The sequence below is a fragment of the Kitasatospora sp. NPDC057198 genome (genome assembly GCF_042670125.1).
Taxonomy (GTDB): domain Bacteria; phylum Actinomycetota; class Actinomycetes; order Streptomycetales; family Streptomycetaceae; genus Kitasatospora.
Map to the genome: position 1 here is coordinate 1 of NZ_JBHUWH010000623.1, position 3785 is coordinate 3785.

Sequence of the window (3785 nt, forward strand, 5' to 3'; positions counted from 1 at the left end):
CCCCGGGTCCGCGTCCGGCGGCGCCCGCCCCGGCCGCTCCGGCGCCGGCGGCGGAGTTCTCCTCCCCGGCCCCGGCCGGCGAGGCCCCGGCGCGTCCGGCCGCCCCGCGGCCGGCCCCGGCCAACCCCGCGGCCCGTCCGGGCCCGCGTCCGGCCGGTCCGCGTCCGGGCAACAACCCCTTCACCTCGGGCGGCGCGTCGGGCATGGCCCGTCCGTCCGCCCCGCGTCCGGGCGGCCCGGCCGGTGAGCGCGGTCCGCGTCCCACCGGCGAGCGCGGCCCCCGTCCGACCGGTGCGCCGGGCGGCGAGCGGGGTCCCCGTCCCACCGGCGAGCGCGCCCCCCGTCCGGGTGGCCCGGGTGCCGGTGCCCCCCGTCCGGGTGCCCCGGCCGGCGAGCGCGGTCCCCGTCCCGGCAGCGCCCCGCGTCCCGGTGGTCCGGGTGCCGGTGCGCCGCGTCCCGACGGCATGCCGCGTCCGGCCGCTCCGCGCCCCGGTGCGCCGAGCCCGTCCGGGATGCCCCGTCCGAACCCCGGCATGATGCCGCAGCGTCCGGGCCCGCGCCCGGGTCCGGGTGCCGGTGCGCGTCCGGGTGGCCCCGGTGCGCGTCCGGGTGCTCCGGGCGGTGCCCGTCCCGGCTTCCAGGGCCGTCCGGCCGGTCCGGGCTCGCGTCCGGCCGGTGGCGGCTTCGGCGGCCCCCGTCCGGGTGGCGGTGCCGGTGGCGGCGGCGGCTTCGGTGGCGGCGGTGCCCGTCCCGGCGGCTTCGGCGGTCGTCCCGGTGGTCCGGGTGCCCGTGGTGGCACGCAGGGCGCGTTCGGTCGCGGCCCCGGTGGCCGTCCGGCGCGCGGCCGGAAGTCGAAGCGCGCGAAGCGCCAGGAGTACGAGGCCATGCAGGCCCCGTCCGTCGGCGGCGTGATGCTGCCGCGCGGCAACGGCTCGACCGTCCGCCTCTCGCGCGGCGCTTCGCTGACGGACTTCGCGGAGAAGATCAACGCCAACCCGGCGGCGCTCGTCTCGGTGATGTTCAACCTCGGTGAGATGGTCACCGCCACCCAGTCGGTCTCCGACGCCACGCTGCAGCTGCTGGCCGACGAGATGGGCTTCGTGCTGGAGATCGTCAGCCGGGACGACGAGGACCGCGAGCTGCTGGAGTCGTTCGACATCGACTTCGGCGTCGACGAGGGCGACGAGGAGCAGCTGGCTCCGCGTCCGCCGGTGGTCACCGTCATGGGTCACGTCGACCACGGCAAGACCCGCCTGCTCGACGCGATCCGCAAGACCAACGTGGTCGCGGGCGAGGCCGGCGGCATCACCCAGCACATCGGTGCCTACCAGGTGGCGACCGAGGTGAACGGCGAGGAGCGCCGGATCACCTTCCTCGACACCCCGGGTCACGAGGCGTTCTCCGCCATGCGTGCCCGCGGTGCCAAGTCCACCGACATCGCGATCCTGGTGGTCGCGGCCAACGACGGCGTCATGCCGCAGACGGTCGAGGCGTTGAACCACGCCAAGGCCGCCGGCGTGCCGATCGTGGTCGCGGTCAACAAGATCGACGTCGAGGGCGCGGACCCGACCAAGGTCCGCGGCCAGCTCACCGAGTTCGGCCTGGTGGCCGAGGAGTACGGCGGCGACACCATGTTCGTCGACATCTCCGCCCGCCAGGGCCTCAACATCGAGGAGCTGCTGGAGGCCGTGGTCCTGACCGCGGACGCCTCCCTCGACCTGCGCGCCAACCCGGAGCAGGACGCCCAGGGCATCGCGATCGAGGCCCACCTGGACAAGGGCCGCGGCGCCATGGCGACGCTGCTCATCCAGCGCGGCACCCTGCGGGTCGGCGACTCGATCGTGGTCGGCGACTCCTACGGCCGCGTCCGCGCGATGCTCGACGAGAACGGCAACAGCCTCTCCGAGGCCGGTCCGTCCCGTCCGGTCATGCTGCTCGGTCTGACCTCGGTGCCCCGCGCCGGCGACAGCTTCATCGTCGTCGACGAGGACCGCACCGCCCGCCAGATCGCCGAGAAGCGCTCCGCCCGCGACCGCAACGCCTCGATGGCCCAGCGCCGCGTCCGCGTCTCGCTGGAGGGCTTCGAGGCCGCGCTGGCCGCCGGCAACATCGAGAAGCTCAACCTCATCATCAAGGGTGACGTCTCCGGTTCCGTCGAAGCCCTCGAGGACGCCCTCGTCAAGCTGGACGTGGGCGAAGAGGTCGAGCTGCGGATCCTGCACCGCGGTGTGGGTGCCATCACCGAGTCCGACGTGGACCTGGCGATGGGCTCGGACGCCATCATCATCGGCTTCAACGTGCGCGCCGAGGGGCGTGCCCGTACCGCGGCCGAGCGCGAGGGCGTCGACATCCGGTACTACTCGGTCATCTACCAGGCGATCGAGGAGATCGAGGCCGCGCTCAAGGGCCTGCTCAAGCCCGAGTACGAGGAGGTGCGCCTCGGCTCCGCGGAGATCCGCGAGGTGTTCCGCTCCTCCAAGTTCGGCAACATCGCCGGTGTGCTCGTCCGCGAGGGCATCATCCGCCGCAACACCAAGGCGCGCCTGCTGCGCGACGGCAAGGTCGTGGCGGAGAACCTCAACATCGAGGGCCTGCGCCGCTTCAAGGACGACGCCACCGAGGTCCGCGAGGGCTTCGAGGCCGGTGTCACCCTGGGCTCGTTCAACGACATCAAGATCGAGGATGTCATCGAGACCTACGAGATGCGGGAGAAGCCGCGCTCGTAACAGGTGCCTGACCGGGGCCGGTCGGCGGGTGCGTTAACCCGTCGACCGGCCCCGGCCGCGCTTGTTAGGGTCGGGGCCAGTCGGAAACCCTTCGAGGCCCCCAGACCGGCTCAGGTCTGTCCCACATGTTCGTAGGAACACTCACCTTCGACCTGCTCCTCGGCGACGTGCACTCGCTCAAGGAGAAGCGGTCGATCGTGCGGCCCATCGTGGCCGAACTGCAGCGCAAGTACAGCGTGTGCGCCGCAGAGGTAGGCAACCAGGATCTGCATCGCAGGGCCGAGATCGGCTGCGCGGTGGTGTCCGGCGACGCCGGGTACGTCAGCGAGATCCTGGACAGCTGTGAGCGGCTCGTCGCCGGCCGCCCCGAGGTGGTGCTGCTCTCCGCGCGGAGGCGGTACCACCACGACGACGACGAATGACCTGCGGGAGTCACCACCGTCACACCCGCACACGACCGAGAGCGCCCACAAGGCTGGGCGCGGGCGGGTACGTTGGGGAGAGGGCCCCACCGGGTGAGGTCATGACCCGGGGTACGCGCCTACTGCACGAGGAGGCAACGTGACCGACACCGCTAGGGCGCGCAAGCTCGCCGACCGCATCCAGGTGGTCGTGGCGGAGACCCTGCAGCGCCGGATCAAGGACCCCCGTCTGGGGTACGTCACCATCACCGACGCCCGGGTCACCGGGGACCTGCGCGAGGCCACCGTCTTCTACACCGTCTACGGTGACGAGACCGAGCGCGAGTCCAGCGCGGCCGCGCTGGAGAGCGCCAAGGGCATCCTGCGCTCCGAGGTCGGCAAGCAGACCGGGGTCCGGTTCACGCCGACCCTGACCTTCGTCGCCGACGCCCTGCCGGACAACGCCCGGAACATCGACGACCTGCTGGACAAGGCCCGGCTCTCCGACGCCGCCGTCCGCACCGCCGCCGCCGGGGCCGCGTACGCCGGCGACGCCGACCCGTACAAGTCGTCCCGCGACGACGACGAGGACGAGTGACCGTGGCCGGGGAGCCGGCCGAGTCCGGTACCGCGAGGGCGGTCTCCCCCACCGGGGTGG

At 73.3% G+C, this 3785-nt stretch carries 3 protein-coding genes; all 3 read left to right on the top strand.

The window, feature by feature from the left end; genetic code table 11:
- A partial coding sequence (infB, locus tag ACFUEL_RS36735) for a translation initiation factor IF-2 (protein ID WP_380242083.1) occupies window positions 1–2726 on the top strand: 2726 nt, incomplete at its 5' end.
- Between the two features lie 125 nt (window positions 2727–2851).
- Complete coding sequence (locus ACFUEL_RS36740; protein WP_176190225.1) at window positions 2852–3148, top strand: DUF503 domain-containing protein; 297 nt, start codon at window positions 2852–2854, stop codon at window positions 3146–3148.
- Between the two features lie 139 nt (window positions 3149–3287).
- Window positions 3288–3725: a 30S ribosome-binding factor RbfA gene (gene rbfA / locus ACFUEL_RS36745; RefSeq protein WP_285740719.1), complete on the top strand. Its 438-nt coding sequence runs from the start codon at window positions 3288–3290 to the stop codon at window positions 3723–3725.
- Window positions 3726–3785 lie beyond the last annotated feature (60 nt).